The sequence below is a fragment of the Micromonospora sp. NPDC050495 genome (genome assembly GCF_040655175.1).
GTDB lineage: Bacteria > Actinomycetota > Actinomycetes > Mycobacteriales > Micromonosporaceae > Micromonospora.
On record NZ_JBFAJK010000018.1, the window covers coordinates 87,897 to 103,023 of the forward strand.

Annotated in this window: 18 protein-coding genes; 7 read left to right on the forward strand and 11 right to left on the reverse strand. The window is 76.9% G+C overall.

The genetic code is table 11. The annotated features are described in order from the left end of the window. Positions 1–71 precede the first annotated feature (71 nt). Entirely contained in the window at positions 72–275 is a 204-nt protein-coding gene (locus tag AB0I11_RS19205; protein ID WP_357321801.1) for a DUF6767 domain-containing protein, read from the forward strand. A gap of 52 nt (positions 276–327) precedes the next feature. Here the strand turns inward: AB0I11_RS19205 and AB0I11_RS19210 are convergent, their stop codons facing one another. After that, on the reverse strand, positions 328–996 hold the full coding sequence (locus AB0I11_RS19210) for a response regulator transcription factor (protein WP_357321804.1): 669 nt from the start codon (positions 994–996) through the stop codon (positions 328–330). Positions 997–1,051: 55 nt separating this feature from the next. Next, the gene (locus tag AB0I11_RS19215; protein ID WP_357321807.1) at positions 1,052–2,155 is read right to left on the reverse strand and encodes a histidine kinase; all 1,104 of its coding nucleotides are present in this window, start codon (positions 2,153–2,155) and stop codon (positions 1,052–1,054) included. Between the two features lie 187 nt (positions 2,156–2,342). Between AB0I11_RS19215 and AB0I11_RS19220 the strand changes: the two genes are divergently transcribed. Further along, positions 2,343–2,774 carry a DUF6069 family protein gene (locus AB0I11_RS19220; protein WP_357321810.1) on the forward strand — a complete coding sequence of 144 codons (432 nt, stop codon included), beginning with the start codon at positions 2,343–2,345 and terminating at the stop codon, positions 2,772–2,774. A gap of 162 nt (positions 2,775–2,936) precedes the next feature. Here the strand turns inward: AB0I11_RS19220 and AB0I11_RS19225 are convergent, their stop codons facing one another. Further along, positions 2,937–3,446: a DinB family protein gene (locus AB0I11_RS19225; RefSeq protein WP_357321813.1), complete on the reverse strand. Its 510-nt coding sequence runs from the start codon at positions 3,444–3,446 to the stop codon at positions 2,937–2,939. Positions 3,447–3,475: 29 nt separating this feature from the next. Further along, entirely contained in the window at positions 3,476–3,985 is a 510-nt protein-coding gene (locus AB0I11_RS19230) for a pyridoxamine 5'-phosphate oxidase family protein (protein WP_357321816.1), read from the reverse strand. A 99-nt stretch (positions 3,986–4,084) separates the two neighbouring features. Between AB0I11_RS19230 and AB0I11_RS19235 the strand changes: the two genes are divergently transcribed. After that, positions 4,085–5,353, forward strand: coding sequence for an MFS transporter (locus AB0I11_RS19235; RefSeq protein WP_357321819.1), 1,269 nt, complete (start codon positions 4,085–4,087; stop codon positions 5,351–5,353). 10 nt (positions 5,354–5,363) lie between these two features. On the opposite strand, the gene AB0I11_RS19240 is transcribed toward AB0I11_RS19235, so the two are convergent. Then, positions 5,364–6,425 carry a Gfo/Idh/MocA family oxidoreductase gene (locus tag AB0I11_RS19240; RefSeq protein WP_357321822.1) on the reverse strand — a complete coding sequence of 354 codons (1,062 nt, stop codon included), beginning with the start codon at positions 6,423–6,425 and terminating at the stop codon, positions 5,364–5,366. An 87-nt stretch (positions 6,426–6,512) separates the two neighbouring features. Here AB0I11_RS19240 and AB0I11_RS19245 point away from each other — a divergent pair, with 87 nt between their 5' ends. After that, positions 6,513–7,769 carry a lycopene cyclase family protein gene (locus AB0I11_RS19245; RefSeq protein WP_357321825.1) on the forward strand — a complete coding sequence of 419 codons (1,257 nt, stop codon included), beginning with the start codon at positions 6,513–6,515 and terminating at the stop codon, positions 7,767–7,769. Here the strand turns inward: AB0I11_RS19245 and AB0I11_RS19250 are convergent. Both AB0I11_RS19250 and AB0I11_RS19255 read right to left on the reverse strand, forming a co-directional pair. Beyond that, on the reverse strand, positions 7,754–8,866 hold the full coding sequence (locus tag AB0I11_RS19250) for a serine hydrolase domain-containing protein (protein ID WP_357321828.1): 1,113 nt from the start codon (positions 8,864–8,866) through the stop codon (positions 7,754–7,756). The two genes, AB0I11_RS19245 and AB0I11_RS19250, sit on opposite strands and share 16 nt — an antisense overlap. A gap of 87 nt (positions 8,867–8,953) precedes the next feature. Beyond that, positions 8,954–9,751, reverse strand: coding sequence for an inositol monophosphatase family protein (locus AB0I11_RS19255; protein ID WP_357321831.1), 798 nt, complete (start codon positions 9,749–9,751; stop codon positions 8,954–8,956). A gap of 91 nt (positions 9,752–9,842) precedes the next feature. Here AB0I11_RS19255 and rnhA point away from each other — a divergent pair, with 91 nt between their 5' ends. Next, the gene (gene rnhA / locus AB0I11_RS19260) at positions 9,843–10,319 is read left to right on the forward strand and encodes a ribonuclease HI (protein ID WP_357321834.1); all 477 of its coding nucleotides are present in this window, start codon (positions 9,843–9,845) and stop codon (positions 10,317–10,319) included. A 20-nt stretch (positions 10,320–10,339) separates the two neighbouring features. Here rnhA and AB0I11_RS19265 read toward each other — a convergent pair whose 3' ends face one another. The 3 genes from AB0I11_RS19265 to AB0I11_RS19275 all read right to left on the reverse strand — a co-directional run bounded on the left by AB0I11_RS19265 (position 10,340) and on the right by AB0I11_RS19275 (position 11,906). Beyond that, positions 10,340–10,600, reverse strand: a complete 261-nt coding sequence (locus AB0I11_RS19265; protein ID WP_046563851.1) for a hypothetical protein — start codon at positions 10,598–10,600, stop codon at positions 10,340–10,342. A 36-nt stretch (positions 10,601–10,636) separates the two neighbouring features. Then, positions 10,637–10,840: a preprotein translocase YidC gene (locus AB0I11_RS19270; RefSeq protein ID WP_231605508.1), complete on the reverse strand. Its 204-nt coding sequence runs from the start codon at positions 10,838–10,840 to the stop codon at positions 10,637–10,639. 157 nt (positions 10,841–10,997) lie between these two features. Beyond that, positions 10,998–11,906: a pentapeptide repeat-containing protein gene (locus tag AB0I11_RS19275; protein ID WP_357321838.1), complete on the reverse strand. Its 909-nt coding sequence runs from the start codon at positions 11,904–11,906 to the stop codon at positions 10,998–11,000. A 267-nt stretch (positions 11,907–12,173) separates the two neighbouring features. On the opposite strand from AB0I11_RS19275, the gene AB0I11_RS19280 reads away from it, so the two are divergent. Then, complete coding sequence (locus tag AB0I11_RS19280; RefSeq protein ID WP_357321841.1) at positions 12,174–12,782, forward strand: hypothetical protein; 609 nt, start codon at positions 12,174–12,176, stop codon at positions 12,780–12,782. Between the two features lie 39 nt (positions 12,783–12,821). On the opposite strand, the gene AB0I11_RS19285 is transcribed toward AB0I11_RS19280, so the two are convergent. Then, positions 12,822–13,628: an SDR family oxidoreductase gene (locus AB0I11_RS19285; protein WP_357321844.1), complete on the reverse strand. Its 807-nt coding sequence runs from the start codon at positions 13,626–13,628 to the stop codon at positions 12,822–12,824. Positions 13,629–13,704: 76 nt separating this feature from the next. Between AB0I11_RS19285 and AB0I11_RS19290 the strand changes: the two genes are divergently transcribed. Beyond that, positions 13,705–15,123 (forward strand): RtcB family protein, encoded by a 1,419-nt coding sequence (locus AB0I11_RS19290; protein ID WP_357321847.1) that lies wholly within the window; start codon positions 13,705–13,707, stop codon positions 15,121–15,123. Positions 15,124–15,127 lie beyond the last annotated feature (4 nt).

Genomic DNA, 15,127 nt, shown 5'->3' on the forward strand with positions numbered 1-15,127 from the left:
CGCCCGGGGCGGCGCCGGGACAGGACCAACGGCCCTGACCGCGACCGCCCCGGGCGCGCCACGGTGGAACCATGAGCACCACAGCGCGTCCGGCCCGGCCCGCGCCGGCCTGCCCGATCCGCCCCGGCGAGCCGTGCACCCTCTGCCAGGTGGACGTGACCGGCCCGCAGGACTGCGGCCTGGTGTGGCTGGTGATGGGCGACGACGAGCTGCGCGAGGGCGTGCACCGTACCCGCCTGGCCACGGTCGGCACCCGGCCCCGCCGGGTCGGCTGACGGCGCTCATTGCCGCCGGCTGACGGCGGTGACCGCCGCCGGCGGACGGCGCTCACCCGGGCGGCGGCTCGGGCCGGACCAGGCCGGTGTCGTAGGCGAAGACGACGGCCTGGATCCGGTCCCGCAGGCCGAGCTTGGTGAGGACGGCCGAGACGTGCGTCTTCACCGTCGCGGTGCTCAGGTAGAGCCGCTCGGCGATCTCCGCGTTCGACAGCGCCCGCGCGGTCAACGTCAGCACCTCCACCTCCCGGGCGGTGAGCGTGGCGAGCTTCCCGGTGGCCACCGCGGGGCCGGGCAACTGGTCGGCGAACCGGTCCAGCAGCCGCCGGGTCACCGTGGGCGCCAGCAGCGCCTCGCCGCGGGCCACCACCCGGACCGCCTCCGCGAGGTCCCCGGGCCGGGTGTCCTTGAGCAGGAAGGCGCTGGCCCCCGCGCGCAGCGCCGCGAAGACGTGCTCGTCCAGGTCGAAGGTGGTGAGCATGATCACCCGGGCCGGGTTGCCGCCGGCCACCAGCTGTCGGGTGGCCGCGATGCCGTCCTGCCGGGGCATCCGGACGTCCATCAGCACCACGTCGGGGCGGGTGCGCTCGGCCACCGCGACCGCCTCGATGCCGTCGGCGGCCTGCCCGACGACGGTCAGGTCCGGCCGGGCCTCGATGATCATCGCGAGGCCCGCGCGGATCAGGTCCTGGTCGTCGGCGACCACCACGCGTACGGTCACGGTGCTACCTCTGTTCGCGGCTGCGGGGCGCGCAAAGTCGGCGCACTCCTCGCGCTCACGGTGCCACCCCGACCGGCAGCTGGGCGTGGACCCGGAACCCGCCGGCGGGCAGCGGGCCGGCGTCCAGCGTGCCGCCGAGCAGCCGGGCCCGCTCCCGCATCCCGACGATGCCGCGCCCCGCGTCGACCCCGGCGCGGCGCGGCGGCGCGGTGCCGTCGTCGACCACCTCCAGCCGCAGCACGCCGTCGGCGTACCGGACGCTGACCTCGGCCGTCGTGGCGTGGCTGTGCCGCAGCGCGTTGGTCAGCGACTCCTGCACGATCCGGTACGCCGAGAGCTGCACCCCGCCGGGCAGGTCCTCGGCGCCGTCGTCCCGGCTCATGGTCACCCGCAGGCCGACCGCCCGGACGGCGTCGGCGAGGGCGTCGAGCTGCGCCAGGCCGGGCTGGGGGCCGTCCGGGTCGGCGCCGTCGTCGACGGCCAGGGCGTGCAGCATGGCCCGCAGCTCGGCGAGCGCGGACCGGGCGGCCGCGCCGATCGAGCCGAGCGCGGCGCGGGCCCGCTCCGGCTGCTGGTCGAAGACGTCCTCGGCGGCGGCGGCCTGCACGGCGATGACGGCCACATGGTGGGCCACCACGTCGTGCAGCTCGCGGGAGATCCGCTCCCGCTCCCGGGCGAGCACCTGCCGCTGCCGGTCCCGCCGCCGCTGCGCGCGCCCCCGTTGCAGCTCGCCGAGCGCCCAGCCGAGGCTCACCGCGGTCACCGCCAGCAGCAGGTCCCGCCAGCCGCCGGTGACCAGCTCCCACGGCGTCGGGGCGAGCAGCAGCCCCAGCGCCACCAGGGAGACCCGGGGCGGGCGCAGCCGTGCGAGGTACGCCAGCGGGATGCCGATGAGGCCGAGCCAGCCGATGCCCGGGCAGAGCACCTCCAGCCCGATGCCGGCGAGCGCGGCCACCGCGAGGGCGTACTCCGGGCGCCGGCGGATCCACAGCAGGCAGCTGGCCTGCCCGGCGGCGAGGCCGACCGCGACGGTGGTCCCGGCCGCGCCGGCGGGGCGGGCCTGCGGGTCGAGGAGCGAGATGAGCAGCAGACCGAAGGTCAGGACGGCGAAGCCACCGTCGATCAGTGGCAGGACGCGGGCGCGGCACGGGTGGTTCACGACCCGGATGCTAGGCCGCCGACCCGTTCGGCCTCATCGGTCGCGAGACGGAGATCCGCCGCAACGCGGTCCTCGCGACGGAGCGGCGGACCCGTCCGCGGGGCGATCCGCGTGGCACCGGCCCCGGCCTAGCGTGACTGGCACGTCGGCCCCGCACCGGGTCCGCACAATCCTTGGAGGTACCGCGATGGAGACCATCACCACGCCGACCGGCCCGCCGGTGGCCGCCGCGCCGGCCGGGCGCCGCCGGGCGCGGCTGCTGGCGGTGCTCGCCGCCACCGTCGCCACCCTGGTCGTCTGGGTCGTCGCCGAGCCGATCGCCGGGGTGGAGCTGGCCGTCCAGGGCAGCGGCGGCGACCAGTCGGTCACCCCGGTGGCGGTCGCGGTCTCCACCGTGGTCGCCGGACTGGCCGGCTGGGCGCTGCTCGCGCTGCTGGAGCGGTTCACCACCCGCCCCCGGGCGGTGTGGACCGCCGTCGCGCTGGGCGCGCTCGTGGTGTCGCTGCTCGGGCCGCTGGGCGGGGGAGTGGGTACGGCGGCCACCGTGACCCTGGTGGTCATGCACCTGGCCGCCGCCGCCGTGCTGGTCCCGCTGCTGCGCCGCACCGCCGGCCGCTGACCGGCCGGCGCGGTGCCACGCCGCGCCGCGCTGGACCCCGTCGCACCCGCGCCCCGCCGCGTCGGACCGCGTCGGGCCGGCGCCGAAAAACTAGCCTCCTAGGATGCCATAGAGGGTGTGCGGTGCCCGGCGCGCGCCGCGATCACCGTCGACGGGCGGCGTTCACTCGCCGGTCCGGCCGTCGGTCAGCTCACGGGCGATGTCGAGGTGGCCGGCGTGCCGGGCGTACTCCTGGAGGACGTGGAACAGGATCGCGGCGAGGGTGGGGCGACGGGCCGGGTCGGTGAACCGGCCACCCAGCGCGGCGGGGGTGTCCAGCGGGTGGCCCGTGACGATCTCCCGGGTCCGCTGCCCGCCCTGGCGCAGGGCGGCCAGCACGTCGTCGACGCGCTCGGCCGGATCGACGTGCCAGCGGTCGTCGGCGTCGTCGCCCCACGGGTCCGGCACCGGTTCGCCGAGGAAGCCCCAGACCAACCAGCGCCGCTCCATGAAGGTCAGGTGGTTGACCAACTCGACCGGGGTCCAGCCGGACGGTACCCGGCTGCCGCGCGCCTGCGCGTCGGTCAGTCCGGCTACCCGGTCGGCCACCGTGTCCCGGTAGTAGTCCAGGTAGGTGAGGAAGAGCGCCGGCACGTCGGACGACGGCCCGGGCTCGGGGAACGGCACGCGCATGCCGGCAGTGTGCCCCCTGGGGGCGACGGTCACGCCCGCCAGAACTGGCGGGGGGCGTAGCCCTCGCGGCGCAGCCAGTGCTCGGTGTAGACGATCCGCTCGGCCGGCACCACCACCAGCGGCCCGGTGGGCGGCTCGGCCAGCGACCGAGACCGCTCCACGTGGTCGGACTGCCAGCGGTACGCCGGCCAGTGCTGGGCGAAGTCGGGGTCACCGGGGTGCAGCACCCGGGCCCGGCCGAAGACCTGCGCGCCGCGGCTGCTGGCCTGGCCGACCAGCGGCGCGAAGATCCCGATCGAGACGCGCGGGTCGGCGGCGAGGTTGCGCATCTTCGGCGAGTCGGCGACCGCGGTGAACATCAGCGTGAGGTCCAGGTGGAAGTAGCGCACCGGGGTGGCCAGCGGACCGTCCGGGCCGGCGGTGGCGAGCACGCACATGTTCTGCGAGGAGAGCAGGTTGAGGATGCGCTCCCGCAGCCGGTCGCGGTCGAGGCGGGCGGTGGGGGCGGGACCGGCGAGCCAGGGGTTGGTGACGGGCATGGGTGATCTTCCCATGCCCCCGGCCGGCGGCTGACCGGGCGTACCCGGGCGGGAAAACTCGCTCGGCCCGGGCCGCCGTGGCTGGTAGCTTCGCTCGCCGTGACGACGGGGACGACGGGGGACCGGCTCGACGGGCGCTTCGCCCGGCTCTGGGCGGCCAGCACCATGTCGGCGCTGGGCAGCGGGATGGCGACCGTGGCCGCGCCGCTGTACGTGGCGTCGCGGACCGACGATCCGCTCGTGGTGGCGGCCGGCGCCGCCGTGGGCTGGCTGCCCTGGCTGCTCTTCGCGCTGCCCGGCGGGGTGCTGGTGGACCGGGTCGACCGGCGCCGGCTGATGGTGGTCATCGACTGGGTCCGGGTGGTCGTGCTGGTCGTGCTGGCCGCCGCGATGTTCGCCGACCGGGCCGGGATCGTCCTGCTCTACGCGGTGCTGTTCGTGGTCAACGCCGGCGAGGTGGTGTTCCGCACCGCCGCCCAGGCGGTCGTGCCCGCGGTGGTGCCCCGGTCCCGGCTGGAACGGGCCAACGGCTGGCTGGGCGGCGGCACCCAGGTCATGCAGAACATGGTCGCCGGCCCGCTCGGCGGCCTGCTGTTCGTGCTGGCCGCGGCCATCCCGTTCGCGGTCAACGCCGGCACGTACGCGCTCAGCGCCGTGCTGGTCGGGCTGGTCGCCGGGTCGTTCCGGACCGGGCCGGACCGGGGTGCGCGTCGTTCGGTGCGCGCGGAGGTGGCCGACGGTTTCCGCTGGCTGCTGGGGCACCGGCTGCTGCGCACCATGACCCTGCTGATCGGCCTGCTCAACGTCACCCTCACCGCCGCCCTCGCGGTGCTGGTGCTGCTCGCCACCGACCGCCTGGGCCTCGGCTCGGTGGGCTACGGCGCGCTCTTCACCTGCCTGGCCGTGGGCGGGCTGCTCGGCGCGGCCGCCGGGGACCGGCTGGTCGCCGCGATCACCGCCACCTGGACGGTCCGGGTCGGCCTGCTCATCGAGGCCGGCCTGCACCTGGCCCTGGCCGCGTCGCGCAGCGCCGTGGTGGTCGGGGTGGCGCTGTTCGCGTTCGGGGTGCACTCCTCGCTGTGGAACATCGTGGCGAACTCGCTGCGCCAGCGGCTCACCCCGCCCGCCCTGCTGGGCCGGGTGGGCAGCACGAACCTGTTCCTCGCCGCCGGCGGCAACTGCGTCGGCGCCCTGCTCGGCGGGGTGGTCGCCGGCCGGTTCGGGATCACCGCGCCGTACTGGGTGGGGTTTGTGGTGGCGGTCGCGGTGATCGTGGCGACCTGGCGGGTGTTCGACCGGGCCACCGTCGCCGCCGCGTACGCCGATCCGGCCCCGGACGCCCCGGAGCCGGCCGCGACCGCCCGTTGAGCGGGGCCGGTCAGTCCGGCACCGGCAGGGTCGCGCCCTGCGCGGCGGCCTGGTGCGCCAGTTCGATCAGGGCCACCACGTGCGCCGAGTCGGCCGGGTCCACCGGCATCGGCGTGCCGTCCCGCAGCGCCGCCTCGACCTGGGCGTAGAAGTCCTGGTAGCGGCCGGCCTCGGTGGGGACGGCCCGGAGGTCGCCGTCGACGCCGAGCTGCCCGTACCGGTCGGGGGTGACCTCGCCCCAGCCGGGGGTGCCGGGCCGGCCGCCGTCGCGCAGCGCCGCCTCCTGCGGGTCGAGGCCGTAGCTGGTGTAGGCGGCGCGGTCGCCGAGCACCCGGAACCGGGGTCCGAGCTGCGCGGTCACCGCGCCCATCCAGAGCTGGGACCGCACGCCGTTGGTGTGGGTGAGCGCGACGAACGCGTCGTCGTCCACCTCGGCGCCGGGCCGGCGCCGGTCCACCTCGGCGTAGACCCGCGCGACCGGACCGAACAGCTGCACCGCCTGGTCGATCAGGTGCGCGCCGAGGTCGAACAGCGCCCCGCCGGCCCCGCCCGGGGCGGCGCTCTCCCGCCAGCCCGGCTTGATCGCCGGCCGCCACCGCTCGAACCGCGACTCGAACCGGGTCACCCGGCCCAGCTCGCCGGCCTCGACCAGGCGGCGCACGGTCCGGAAGTCGCCGTCCCAGCGCCGGTTCTGGAAGGCGGTGAGCGGTAGGCCCGCGGCGGCGGCCGCCGCGATCAGCGCGTGTGCCTCCGCCGAGGTCGGCGCGAGTGGCTTGTCCACCACGACCGGCAGCCCGGCGGCCAGCGCGGCCCGGGCCATCGGCACGTGCTGCCGGTTCGGCGTGGCCACCACGACCAGGTCCAGGTCGGCCGGGGCCGACCAGAGCTGCTCGGGGGCGTCGAGCAGGTGGGCGTCGGGGTGTTCGGCGCCGGCCTGCGCGCGGCGCCGCGGGTCGCCGGTGACCACGGCGGCCAGCCGTAGCCCGGGTGTCGCGGCGACCAGCGGGGCGTGGAACACCCGCCCGGCGGTCCCGTACCCCAGCAGCCCCACCCGCAGCGGTTCCCGCGCCATGCCGCCCCCGTTCTCGATGATCCCCTGCGAATCTACGCGCCGCGCCGGGGCCGGGACGGCGGGTCCGGTGCGCCGGCGCGCGGCGGGGTGTGGCAGCGTGGGCGGGTGCCCTCGTCCCCGCTCGACGTCGACCTCGCGCTGGTGGGCGGCGGTGGTGCCGCCTGCCTGGTGCTGGCCGCCCTCGGCCGGCACGAGCTGGCCGGCCTGCGGGTCGCCGTGGTCGATCCGGTGCGCAAGCGCGGCCAGGACCGTACCTGGGCGTTCTGGGGCGTCCCGGGCTCCGACCTCGATCCGCTGCTGAGCGCCAGCTGGTCGCGGGTGGAGGTGGTCACGCCGGCCGCCCGCCGCGTGCTGTCGCTGGACCCGCTGCGGTACGCGATGCTCCGGTCCGCCCCGGTCTACGACCGGGCGGCCGCGGCGGAACGGCGGCTGGGCGCGGTGCGGATCGAGGTGCCCGCCGGGCGGCTGCGCGACGACGGCGACCGGGTGACCGTGCACGATCCGGCCGGGCGGGTACTGCTGCGGGCCGGCTGGGTGCTCGACTCGCGGCCCCGACCGCCGGCGCGGCCCGGGCGGACCAACTGGTTGCAGCACTTCCGCGGCTGGTGGCTGGCCGCCGACCGGCCCACCTTCGACCCGGACCGGGCGGTGCTGATGGACTTCCGCACCCCGCAGCCCGACCGTGGGGTCTCCTTCGGCTACGTGCTGCCGGTCGACGACCGGTACGCGCTGGTCGAGTACACCGAGTTCTCCGCCGCCCCGCTCGGCGACGCCGGGTACGACCGGGCGCTGCGCGGCTACGCCGGGCTGCTCGGCCTGGACCTGGCCGGGCTGCGGGTGCGGGAGGTCGAGAACGGGGTGATCCCGATGACCGACGGGCCGTTCGTCGGCCGCCCGTCGCCCCGGGTGGTCCGCCTCGGCACCGCCGGCGGGGCCACCCGCCCGTCCACCGGGTTCACCTTCTCGGCGATGCTGCGGCAGGCCGACCAGGTGGCCCGGGCGCTGGCCGCCGGCCGGCCGCCGGTGCCGGCGCCCGCGTACCCGGCCCGGCACCGGTGGATGGACGCGGTGGCGCTGCGCGCCCTGGACCGGGGGCACGTGGGTGGGGTGGCGTTCTTCGACCGGCTGTTCGCGCGCAACCCGGCGGAGCGGGTGCTGCGCTTCCTCGACGGGGCCACCTCGCCGGCCGAGGAGCTGGCGGTGATGCGGTCCAGCCCGCTGCTGCCGATGACCGGCGCGGTGCTCGGTGACGCCGCCGGCCGGCTGCGCGCCCGGCTGCGCCGTCCGCCGGCCGACCCCGGGCCCGAGGGCGGGCCGGGGGCCGCCGGTCAGGCTGGTTCGTAGCCGGCCACCGCGTCGCGGACCAGCCGGCGCAGGCCCTCCATCGGGTCGCCGTCGCCCGCACCGAGCCGGTTGCGCAGCGCCGCCACCGTCAACCCCAGTCGGGGGTACGCGAAGGCGAGGCTGCCGCCGCTGCCGGCGGTGCCGAACGAGCCGTCGGTGTCGACCGCGTAGCCGAGGCCGAAGGTCACCTCGGCGCCGAAGACCCAGTCCGCGCCGCGCGCCGCGACCGCGGACACCTCGCTGAGGCGGGCCGGGGAGATCAGCCGCACCCCGTCGACCGGGCCGAGCAGCGCCGCGTACATCCGGGCGATCCCGCGCGCGGTCATCGTGCCGACCGCCGGCACGTCGGCGCGCAGCACGTCTGGGCGGCTGCCGATGGTGGCGTCCGGACGCACCGCGGGTGGGGCGACGGCGTCGAAGTTCGGCAGGTTCTCGCCGGCGTACGTCATCAGCGCCGCCAGGCCGGCGTCCTCGAGCCGGGCCAGCCGGGGCAGTTGCGCCTCGGGTACGCCCAGGAACAGCTCGTCGGCCAGCCCGAGCGGCCCGGCGACCTCCTCGACCAGCACCTGCGAGACCGGTTTGCCGGTGACCCGCCGGACCACCTCGCCGACCAGCCAGCCCCACGTCCAGGCGTGGTACGCGACCTGCTCACCGGGTGCCCAGCGGGGCGTGGCGTCGGCGAGCAGCGCGCACATCCGGTCCCAGTCGGTGAAGTCCGCGGGGGTGATGTCGGGCGGCAGGGCCGGCAGCCCGGCGGTGTGGGTGAGGGCGTGCCGCAGGGTGATGCGGTCCTTGCCGTGCCGGGCGAACTCCGGCCACACCTCGGCGATGCGCAGGTCGTAGTCGAGCCGACCGCGCTCGGCCAGCACGTGCACCGCGGTGGCGGTGAGCGCCTTGCCGGTGGAGACCGCGTGGATCGGGGTGTCGGCGGTCAGCGGTCGGCCGGTGCTGGCGTCGGCCAGGCCGGCCTGCTCCTCGATCAGCGGCGCGCCGTGCAGGTAGGCGGCCACCTGCACCCCGGTCTCGCGGCCGGAGCCGACCAGTTCGCCGATCGTGGCGCGTACCTCGGCCCGCAGGCCGTCCCAGCGTCCGTCCATGATCGGTGAGCCTGCCAGGCCGGCGGGGGGATGTCGCGCGAATTCCGGGACGGCGCGCCACGACCGTCCGGCCCGGCCCGGGGGCGCTCAGCTCCGGTCGTGGATCAGCGCCAGGAGCCGGCCGTGGGTCTCGGCGTCCGCCGCCGCGACCAGACCCCGGCTGCCCGGCCCGGGTCGGGCTCCGTCGAGGCCGGTGACCACGCAGCCGGCGGCCCGGCACAGCGCGATGCCCGCGGCGAAGTGCACGCTGGCGGACAGGTCGGCGCCGTCGGTGACGTACCCGGCGCGCCGGCCGGCGGCCACCCAGGCCAGCGCCAGCGTGGTGGACACCACCCGGGGCCGGAAGCCGGCGATGAAGTCCGGGTGCGCGAGCAGGTCGACGGCCCGGAACCCGGGGGCGCTCGGAAACGGCGGATCCAGGTTGACGTCCACCAGGCCGGTGGCGGGCGTCGGGGTCAGCGGGGTGTCGGTCCCGGCGTGCCGCACCCGGGCGGTCACCCCGTCGGTGAAGAAGACCTCGCCGGCGAACGGGTCGGCGACCGCCGCCGCGCCCTCGGCCAGCGCCACGTTGACGGCCACCAGCATGCCGCCGGAGGCGTAGTTCAGCGTGCCGCAGAGGGGATCCACCAGCCAGCGGCGGGCGGCGTCGGCGCGGCCCTGCTGCCCGCCCTCCTCGCCGAGCACCGCGTCGTCCGGGCGCGCCGCCTTCAGGACGGCCAGGATGGCCTGCTCGGCCGCCAGGTCGGCGCTGGTGGCGAAGTCCCCGCCGCCCTTGTCGACGCGGTCGAGCCGCTGGCCGTACTGCTCGCGCACCACGTCCGCCCCGGCGGCCGCCGCGGCGACCGCGACGCCGGCGTCGTCCAGCCCGGCATGGGAATCGATCATGGTGGCAGGGTATCCGGCCCGCACGGTGCCCGACGGCCCGCACGGCGGGTCGGGTGGTCCCGGCGGCGAGTGCTGCCGGTAGGTTGCCGGCATGACGGAGGCGGCGACCGGCGGGATCGTGGAGATCTGGACGGACGGGGCGTGCAGCGGCAATCCCGGCCCGGGTGGCTGGGGTGCGCTGCTGCGCTGGGGCGGGCACGAGCGCGAGCTGTGCGGCGGCGAGGCGAGCCCGACGACGAACAACCGGATGGAGCTGACCGCCGCGATCCGCGCGCTGGAGAGCCTGACCCGGCCGGTCACCGTGCGCCTGCACACCGACAGCACGTACGTGCGCAACGGCATCACCGGCTGGCTGGCCGGGTGGCGGCGCAACGGCTGGCTGACCGCGGCGAAGCAGCCGGTGAAGAACGCCGACCTGTGGCAGCGGCTGGAGGCGGCCTGTGCCCGGCACGAGGTGACCTGGTTGTGGGTGAAGGGCCACAGCGGGCATCCGGAGAACGACCGGGCCGACGCGCTGGCCAACCGGGGCATGGCCGAGGCCCGGGCGGCGGCGGTCACCGCCGGCTGAGCGTGCCCGGGCCGGCCGGCCTACCGTTCGGGTCGTCCCGGCTCGATCTCCTCCGGCTCGTTCGCCGGGTCGGCGGTGCCGGAGACCGCGTCGACGTCGTAGCCGGCGCGGCTGACCTCCCGTGCCGAGCGCCGGTCCTCGGCCGGCAGGTCGGCGAAGTCGTCGCCGGTGTCGTCGGTGCTGTGCAGCGACTCGCCCGGCGGGCGCAGCGACGCCTCGTACGCGGTGGCGCCGTCCGGTTCGTCGGTGGACGCGCGGCCGAAGGACTCTTCACTCGTCATGTGGCACTCCTGCCCAGCCGTTCCGGCGGCAAACGCTCAGCGTGCCGCGTCGGGGTGCGTCGGCATCGAGGAGCCGCCGGAGCTGCTGCCCGACGCCCCGCCGGCCATCCCGGAACCGTCATCCTCGGTCACCTCGTCCGGTTTCGGCGCGCCCGGCTGCGGGGCCGGTACGTCCGTGTCGGCCTCGACCTGGACCAGCGGGGTCTGCCCGGCCTCGTCCTCGGCGTATGCCGGATCCATCGGCTGCTCGCTCTGCCGTACCCGATATCTCACCCGTCCGCCTCCCGTTCCGTGGTCGCGGTGCCACCGGCTACCCGACGGCACCGCGGCGAAACGTCGGGCCACCGCCCGCCGGGCACCGACCCGGTCGGTCCGCGCCGGCCGGTGCGGGGCGCCGTCAGCGCCTGCGGCGGCCGGCGCGCCCACCGGCGGAACGGACACCGGGGCGGCCGCCGGACGCCGGGACCGGGGTGACGGTCAGCGACCAGTGGGCGGGGCGGCGCAGCCGGGGCGGCAGCCCGGTCCGCAGGTCGCCCCGGGCGGCGTCGAGCTGGGACTGGTGCACGAACAGGCAGCGGCTCAGGTCCGCCCCGCGCAGGTCGGCGCCGCGCAGGTCCGCCCCGGTCAGGTCGGCCGCGCCGAGGTCCACCCCGCGCAGGTCCGCGCCGATCAGGCAGGCGCCCCGCAGGTTCGCCCCGGACAGCCCGGCCCGGCGCAGGTCGGCCCCGAGCAGCATGGCGCCCCGCCGGTCGGCGCCCGCCCGGCCGGCCCGGGCCGCCGCGCCGGCCTCGGCGAGCAGCGGGTTGACCCGGTCCCGGTGGGCGTCGACGTCCACCGCCAGCAGCTCCTCCGGTGTGCCGTCGGCGAGCCGGCCGGTCTGCGCCAGCGCCGCGGCCAGATCGTCGCGCAACGGGCCGGCCGGGGTCAACGCGACCGCCTCGGTCAGGTACCAGAGCAGCTCGTGCAACGGCCGCAGCACCGCGAACGTGTCGAACATCCGCCGCGCGAGCGCCGGGTCGTCCCGCCAGTGCCGGCCGCCGAAGGTCTCCTGCACCAGGTGCTGACCGGCGCCGAAGCAGTCGAACACGGTGCAGCCGGGGAAACCCCGCGCCCGCAGGTCGCGGTGGATGCCGCAGCGGGAGTCGGGGCGCAGGTTGGGGCAGGGCTGGCCGGCCGGCTTGTCGAGGGCGAAGTCGGCGGAGGCGGCGAACGCCGGGGCCACGCAGCACAACCCGACGCAGCGGGAGCAGTCGGCGGCGAGCTCCCGGCCCGCCCCGGCCGCCTGCCGCCGGACCGTCTCCGCCATGCCCTGCTCCCCGTTCCGGTACCGGTGGCGCCCCTCGCCCCCGGCACCATTCTCCGCCGCCCGGCGGCCCGGCCCTGGCCGGGGTGGGCCGGCACCATCCTCCGTCGCCTGGGGGGCCGGTCCCGGCGGGGGCGGGGCCGGCGCCATGCTCCGCCGCCCGGGGGCCGGTCCCGGCCGGGGGCGGGCCGGCGGCGGGTCGACCGCCTCGGTTCCGACCCCGGGTGCCGCCCGGCTCCGTATCGTGACGGTGACCGGAAGGAGACGGGGTTGGACGAGGACGCTCGGGAGCAGGCGCTGCTGACCGCCCTCACCACCGAGCACTTCGTGCTCCAGACCTCGCGCGGGGCCACGGTCGCCGAGTCGGTCGGGCGGGCCACCCTGTTCCTGTCGCTGCTCTCCGCCGCGCTGATCGGGCTGGGCTTCGTCTCCGGCAGCGAGCACCTGCTGCGGCCGTACCTCGGGGCGGTGCTGCCGACCCTGCTGATCACCGGGCTGCTCACCTTCGGCCGGTTGACCCAGAACATGGTGGAGAACTCGCTGGACCTGCAACGGATCCGGCGCATCCGTGCCTACTACCACCGGCGCTTCGGCGGCGATTCGGACTTCTTCGCCGACGCGGTGGCCGGCGGGGGCGAGGTCTCCGCGACCTGGGGCCAGGTCGGCGCCCGCCCCGGCCGCCGGCACCTGCTGCTCACCGCGGCCGCGCTGGTGGGCGCGGTGAACGCGGTGCTGCTGGGGTTGGGCGGCACCCTGCTGGCCGGGTTGCTCGGGGCCGCGCTGGGGCCGGCGATCGGGGTCGGCGTCGTGGTGGCGCTGGCCGGCTTCGCCGCCCAGCTCGCGTACCTCGACCGGACCTCGATCGCCCAGCTGCCCTGACCGGCCCGGCGTGCGGCACGTCGTCGGAACCCCGGGCGGTCAGCCGTCGCGCCAGCCGTCGTCGGGCAGCGCGGCCGCCTGCGGGCCCATCAGCAGCATCCCGCCGTCCACCGGCCACGACGCCCCGGTGACGTACGCCGCGGCGGGCGAGGCCAGCAGCGCCACCACGGCGGCGACCTCGCGGGCGTCGCCGGGCCGCCCCACCGGCACGCCGGGCCGGGCCTGGGTGAACGGGTCGACGTCCTCCTGCCCGGTCATCGGGGTGGCGATCTCCCCGGGCGCGACCGCGTTGACGGTGATCCCGTCGGCGGCCAGCTCCTGGGCCATCACCTTGGTGAGCAGGCCCAGCCCGCCCTTCGCGGCGCAGTACGCCGAGGAGCCGACCCGCGGCGCGTGCTCGTGCACGCTGGTGATGCTGATGATCCGGCCGCCGCGCCCGGCCGCCCGCATCCGGCGCGCGGCGCGCTGGGCGCAGAGGAACGGGCCGTCCAGGTCCACCGAGAGCACCTCCCGCCACTGCTGCCAGGACACCTCGACGAACGGGGTGGCGAGGCCGGTGCCGGCGTTGTTGACCAGCACGCCGAGCCCGCCGAGCTGGTCGGCCAGCTCGTCGATGACCGCGGCGGCGTCCGGCAGCCGGGTCAGGTCCAGTTCGGCCGTCGCGCAGCGGCGGCCGGTGGCGCGCACCTCGGCGGCGGTGCGTTCGGCGCCGTCCGGGTCGCCGTACCAGGTGAAGCCGATGTCGAAGCCGGCCTCGGCCAGCGCGACGGCGCACGCCTTGCCGATGCCGGAGTCCGCGCCGGTGATGACCGCGATCCGGTCGTAGTCCTCGTATCGCTGGGGCATGGTCGGCCACTACCCGGATCGGGCGGGGCGGAACCCGGCCGGGTGTAGCCGCCGCCGGCCCGGGTAGCCGGGCGGGATGGACCTGGTCGAGGAGTCGCCGTACCGGTTCCGCATCGACCGGCACGACCCGATGCGGGTGCCCGGGGTGGTCTTCGCGTCCCGGTCGTTGCTGCCCGACGCGGGCGCGGACCGGTCGCTGGAGCAGGTGGCGAACGTGGCCACCCTGCCCGGCATCGTCGACGCCTCCTACGCCATGCCGGACGTGCACTGGGGTTACGGCTTCCCGATCGGCGGGGTGGCGGCCACCGACGTCGAGAACGGGGGAGTGGTCTCCCCGGGCGGGGTCGGCTTCGACATCTCCTGCGGGGTCCGGCTGCTCGCCGCCGACCTGGACCGCGACGCGCTGCGGCCCCGGCTCGACGCGCTGATGGACGGCCTGGGCGAGGCCACCCCGCGGGGTATGGGCACCGGCGCGGTGTGGCACCTGACCGGCGGCGACGAGCTGGACGCGGTGCTGCGCGGCGGCTCCCGGTACGCCGTCGAGCGGGGGTTCGGGGTGCGCCGGGACCTCGACCGTTGCGAGGACTTCGGTGCGGTCGACGACGCCAACCCGGCGCAGGTCAGCCAGCGGGCGGTGGAGCGCGGCGCGCGCCAGGTCGGCAGCCTCGGCTCCGGCAACCACTTCCTCGAGGTGCAGGCCGTGGCGGAGCTCTACGACGAGCCGGTCGCGGCCGCGTTCGGGCTCCGTGCCGGCCAGGTCTGCGTCATGATCCACTGTGGCTCGCGGGGGCTCGGCCACCAGATCTGCACCGACTACGTACGCGAGCTGGAGAAGGTGATGCCCGGCTACGGCATCCGGGTGCCGGACCGGCAGCTCGCCTGCGCGCCGGTCTCGTCCCACGAGGGGCGGGCCTACCTGGGTGCGATGGCCGCGGCGGCCAACTACGCCCGGGCCAACCGGCAACTGCTCGCCCACGCGGCCCGGCAGGTCTTCACCCGGGTCACCGGCTGCGACCTGGACCTGGTGTACGACATCTCGCACAACCTCGCCAAGATCGAGCCGCATGACGTGGCCGGATCGCCCCGCCGGCTCTGCGTGCACCGCAAGGGCGCCACCCGGGCGCTGCCGCCCGGGCACCCGGACCTGCCGGCGGACCTGCGCCCGGTCGGGCAGCCGGTGCTCATCCCCGGCTCGATGGGCACCGGCTCGTACGTGCTCACCGGCGTGCCCGGCGCGCCGGCCTGGGCGTCCACCTGCCACGGCGCCGGGCGGGTGCAGAGCCGCAAGCAGGCCACCCGGGCGGTGCGGGGGCACGACCCGCGCCGCGAGCTGGAGGCTCAGGGCGTCGCGGTCCGGGGGGCGTCGCGGCGCGGGCTGGCCGAGGAGATGCCGGCCGCGTACAAGGACATCACCGCGGTGGTCGCGGCGGCCGAGGGGGCCGGGCTGTGCCGGCGGGTGGCCAGGCTGGTTCCGCTGGGCGTGGTGAAGGGCTGAGTCC

Bases quoted from the DNA above. Each gene is read 5' to 3' on its own strand.
- AB0I11_RS19205 (WP_357321801.1), top strand. From the start codon at position 72: ATGAGCACCACAGCGCGTCCGGCCCGGCCCGCGCCGGCCTGCCCGATC.
- AB0I11_RS19220 (WP_357321810.1), top strand. From the start codon at position 2,343: ATGGAGACCATCACCACGCCGACCGGCCCGCCGGTGGCCGCCGCGCCG.
- AB0I11_RS19225 (WP_357321813.1), bottom strand. From the start codon at position 3,446: ATGCGCGTGCCGTTCCCCGAGCCCGGGCCGTCGTCCGACGTGCCGGCG.
- AB0I11_RS19230 (WP_357321816.1), bottom strand. From the start codon at position 3,985: ATGCCCGTCACCAACCCCTGGCTCGCCGGTCCCGCCCCCACCGCCCGC.
- AB0I11_RS19240 (WP_357321822.1), bottom strand. From the start codon at position 6,425: ATGGCGCGGGAACCGCTGCGGGTGGGGCTGCTGGGGTACGGGACCGCC.
- AB0I11_RS19250 (WP_357321828.1), bottom strand. From the start codon at position 8,866: ATGGACGGACGCTGGGACGGCCTGCGGGCCGAGGTACGCGCCACGATC.
- AB0I11_RS19255 (WP_357321831.1), bottom strand. From the start codon at position 9,751: ATGATCGATTCCCATGCCGGGCTGGACGACGCCGGCGTCGCGGTCGCC.
- rnhA (WP_357321834.1), top strand. From the start codon at position 9,843: ATGACGGAGGCGGCGACCGGCGGGATCGTGGAGATCTGGACGGACGGG.
- AB0I11_RS19265 (WP_046563851.1), bottom strand. From the start codon at position 10,600: ATGACGAGTGAAGAGTCCTTCGGCCGCGCGTCCACCGACGAACCGGAC.
- AB0I11_RS19270 (WP_231605508.1), bottom strand. From the start codon at position 10,840: ATGGATCCGGCATACGCCGAGGACGAGGCCGGGCAGACCCCGCTGGTC.
- AB0I11_RS19275 (WP_357321838.1), bottom strand. From the start codon at position 11,906: ATGGCGGAGACGGTCCGGCGGCAGGCGGCCGGGGCGGGCCGGGAGCTC.
- AB0I11_RS19285 (WP_357321844.1), bottom strand. From the start codon at position 13,628: ATGCCCCAGCGATACGAGGACTACGACCGGATCGCGGTCATCACCGGC.
- AB0I11_RS19290 (WP_357321847.1), top strand. From the start codon at position 13,705: ATGGACCTGGTCGAGGAGTCGCCGTACCGGTTCCGCATCGACCGGCAC.